4 protein-coding genes and 3 tRNA genes are annotated in these 3,597 nt (G+C 41.1%); all 7 read left to right on the forward strand.

What is annotated here, in order from left to right; translation table 11 throughout:
- The first annotated feature begins 438 nt into the window (after positions 1-438).
- Entirely contained in the window at positions 439-1,233 is a 795-nt protein-coding gene (tpiA, locus tag J576_RS19065; protein ID WP_002156912.1) for a triose-phosphate isomerase, read from the forward strand.
- 12 nt (positions 1,234-1,245) lie between these two features.
- Complete coding sequence (gene secG, locus J576_RS19070) at positions 1,246-1,575, forward strand: preprotein translocase subunit SecG (protein ID WP_002156913.1); 330 nt, start codon at positions 1,246-1,248, stop codon at positions 1,573-1,575.
- A 56-nt stretch (positions 1,576-1,631) separates the two neighbouring features.
- Positions 1,632-1,716 (forward strand) — tRNA-Leu (locus J576_RS19075).
- A 38-nt stretch (positions 1,717-1,754) separates the two neighbouring features.
- Positions 1,755-1,831, forward strand: a tRNA-Met gene (locus J576_RS19080).
- An 88-nt stretch (positions 1,832-1,919) separates the two neighbouring features.
- A tRNA-Met gene (locus J576_RS19085) sits at positions 1,920-1,996 on the forward strand.
- 215 nt (positions 1,997-2,211) lie between these two features.
- Positions 2,212-2,736: a ribosome maturation factor RimP gene (gene rimP / locus J576_RS19090; RefSeq protein ID WP_002157009.1), complete on the forward strand. Its 525-nt coding sequence runs from the start codon at positions 2,212-2,214 to the stop codon at positions 2,734-2,736.
- Between the two features lie 37 nt (positions 2,737-2,773).
- The coding region (gene nusA, locus J576_RS19095; protein ID WP_033855740.1) for a transcription termination factor NusA at positions 2,774-3,597 on the forward strand (824 nt) is incomplete at its 3' end.

Below are 3,597 nucleotides of genomic sequence, written 5' to 3' on the forward strand. Positions count from 1 at the left end.
CCTCTTCAATTAAATATGCGACTGTATCCTGCTTGGCTCTCTTTGCTGCATCTAATGCATTTTGCATGGTCGCTGCCGACACATGCTTTTCTTCGACTAAACGCCGAAAAAACCCCGTAAATTTTGGAGATGTATGTAATACTGACATCTGCCTGCCTATGCTAATGTGTTTATAATTGGTATATGAAAAATTATACTTTTGTTATGTAAAATTACTACCTTATAAAGTGTTGCTCTAGTCTTACTCGAGCTATTAAAGCTTGAACTAGTCGAAGTTTTTAAAGATTAATTTTTAGAATGTTTAACTTCGAATGGCTATAAAGTTTTTCTTAATTTCAAAGAGAAGAAAAGATATAAGTAATCCCTTTAAAGAAAAGTATCTGAAATTTGTATAAATGCGTGTAGAATGTGCTGCATTTTTGATGAAAGGTGAGCAGTATGTCGGGTTCGACGATTACGCCTTGGGTAGTTGGCAACTGGAAAATGAATCCAATGCGTGCTAACGCCAACCAACTTATAGAAGAATTTAAACAATTATTGCAACAAAACCAAATTGCAGATGAAAGCTGCCATGTGGGCGTTGCCCCTGTTTCTATTGCACTTACAACAGTACAGGCGCAATTTCAGGATGCTGCAAGAACGGTATATACAGTTGCGCAAGATGTATCGCGTATTGCAGGTACAGGTGCTTATACTGGCGAAGTTAGTGCAGAATTATTAAAAGATAGCCAAATTAATTTCGTATTGGTCGGACACTCTGAACGCCGTGATATTTTTGGCGATAACGTTGAAATTTTGAAGGCGAAACTCCAAAATGCATTAAATGCGGGCTTGACTGTCATTTATTGTGTGGGCGAAAGTCTTGAACAGCGTGAGCAAGGCCATGCAGAGCAAGTTGTTTTACAACAAATTTGTGATATTGCACCTGTAGTGACTGCTGAACAGTGGCAAAACCAAGTCGTAATTGCTTATGAGCCGATTTGGGCAATTGGTACTGGTAAAACAGCTTCACCACAAGATGCGCAAGCAATGCACGCTAAAATTCGTGAAGGCTTATGCCAGCTTACTTCAGCGGGTTCAAGTATTGCTATTTTATATGGTGGTAGTGTAAAAGCTGAAAATGCTGTTGAATTAGCTGCATGTCCAGATATTAATGGTGCGTTGGTGGGTGGTGCTTCATTAAATGCAGCATCTTTTTATCAAATTGTACAAGCCTTCGCGCAAAGCAAATAACGAGGATAGGGTATGCACTCTTTTGTACTTGTTGTACATATTATTTTAGCTGTACTGATGATTGCATTGATTTTAGTGCAACATGGTAAAGGCGCAGATGCTGGTGCTTCTTTTGGTGGTGGCGGTGCAGCAACTGTATTTGGTGCATCTGGTTCGGGTAACTTCCTTACTCGCCTGACTGCTGTTTTAACTGCATTGTTTTTTGTAACGAGTTTGACTCTTGCTGTTTTTGCAAAAAAACAGACTACAGAGGCATATAGTTTGAAAACTGTACAAACAACAGCACCAGCTCAAACAACATCGCCTGAAACTTCACCAAATGCACCAAAAACGGGTCAATAATTCGAAATAAGGCTTTCCTTTTGCAGTTGGAAGGACTAGAATGCGTCCCACAAGCTGCGGTGGTGGTGGAATTGGTAGACACGCTACCTTGAGGTGGTAGTGCCTTCGGGCGTGGGGGTTCAAGTCCCCCCTTCCGCACCAACTTTGAACCAGAAAGTTGAGTGCAAGCAGTTTATTGATGCGGGATGGAGCAGTCTGGTAGCTCGTCGGGCTCATAACCCGAAGGTCGTTGGTTCAAATCCAGCTCCCGCTACCAATTTGATTAAGGTGCAACTTAATCAAACGAATATTGTAAAGTTTACATTGACTTTTTTCGATATTTGTATATAATTTTTGCACGTTGATGCGGGATGGAGCAGTCTGGTAGCTCGTCGGGCTCATAACCCGAAGGTCGTTGGTTCAAATCCAGCTCCCGCTACCAAGTTTCTTAAAAGAGGCTCACAGACAGGTGGGCCTTTTTGCACAGTGGACTATTGTTTTCTGTGCTACATAGGGGCGATTAACGCCCTTTTTTATTGGTTATCGTATCGCTATCGTGTAGTGTCGACATCAATTGGTCAAATAGTCATGCTTCACTATAGTAGGTCTGTGTCGGTTAAAACAACCGATTGAATCGCACGAGAATGACGAGAGTAAATGAAATTATCAAATAAATCCCAAGCATTGTATGACATGATTGCTCCAGCAGTGCAGGCATGTGGTGTTGACCTGTGGGGAATCGAATTCCTTCCACAAGGTAAACGTTCATTATTGCGTATTTATATCGATAGACCGGTTGATGAAAACGCTGAACCAGTGATTAATGAAGATGGTGAAGTAGAACAAGGTCGTGGTATTGGCGTACAAGATTGTGTACGTGTTACACAACAAGTCGGCGCGATGTTGGATGTTCATGATCCGATTTCAGGTGAATATTCTTTAGAAGTTTCTTCACCAGGTTGGGATCGCCCATTTTTTCAACTTGAACAGTTGCAAAGCTATATTGGACAACAAGTTGCTTTGCGTTTAATTGCAGCAGTAGAAAATCGCCGTAAATTTCAAGCAAAACTCCTTGCTGTAGACCTTGAAAATGAAGAGATTAAGGTTGAAGTTGAAGGAAAGCATGTGCTTGATATCGACAGCAACAATATCGATAAAGCAAACTTGATCTATCAAGATTAAATTTATTTAAATTATATAAGAAATCGGTAGGTGACTTATGGGCCGCGAAATTCTTACCGTTGTAGAAACGGTTAGTAATGAAAAAGGTGTTAGTCGTGAAGCGATCTTCGAGGCTTTAGAACAAGCTCTAGTTGCTGCAACGAAGAAAAGATTTTACGAAGGTACGCATGCTGAAGAAGCTCAGCTTCGTGTAGAGATTGATCGTAAAACTGGTGATTACCGTACATTCCGTCAATGGACTGTAGTGGCGGATGAAGATCATGAAATGCCAGCTTGCCAAGATGCGATCTCTGATGTTGATCCATCGAAATGGTCAATTGGTGATGTGCGTGAACTTGAAGTTGAATCTATCGAGTTTGGCCGTATTGCTGCGCAAATTGCAAAACAGGTTATCGTACAAAAAATCCGTGAAGCTGAGCGTGCTTTAGTTGCTGATGCATACGAATCTAAAGTGGGCGAGTTAATCTACGGTGAAGTGAAAAAACAAACCAAAGATGGTTTCATCATTGATTTAGGCGACAACGCAGAAGCTTATCTTGCTCGCGAAGAAATGATTCCTAAAGAAATTCTTCGTCCAAAGCAACGTGTAAACGCTATCTTATATAATGTTAACCGTGAAGGCCGCGGCGCTCAGTTATTGTTATCACGCGCTAAGCCTGAAATGTTAATCGCTTTAATGAAAAAAGAAATTCCTGAAATTTCTGAAGAGATTATCGAAATTAAAGCAGCGGCACGCCAACCAGGTGTCCGTGCTAAAATTGCAGTTAAAACAAATGATCACCGTATTGACCCTGTAGGTGCGTGTATTGGTATGCGTGGTACGCGTATTCAAGCTGTACAGCAGGAGTTAAATGGTGAACG

Source organism: Acinetobacter sp. 766875, from assembly GCF_000582055.1.
Lineage (GTDB): Bacteria > Pseudomonadota > Gammaproteobacteria > Pseudomonadales > Moraxellaceae > Acinetobacter > Acinetobacter nosocomialis.

Coding starts and splice junctions, on each gene's coding strand:
- tpiA (WP_002156912.1), top strand. CDS start 439: ATGTCGGGTTCGACGATTACGCCTTGGGTAGTTGGCAACTGGAAAATG.
- rimP (WP_002157009.1), top strand. CDS start 2,212: ATGAAATTATCAAATAAATCCCAAGCATTGTATGACATGATTGCTCCA.
- secG (WP_002156913.1), top strand. CDS start 1,246: ATGCACTCTTTTGTACTTGTTGTACATATTATTTTAGCTGTACTGATG.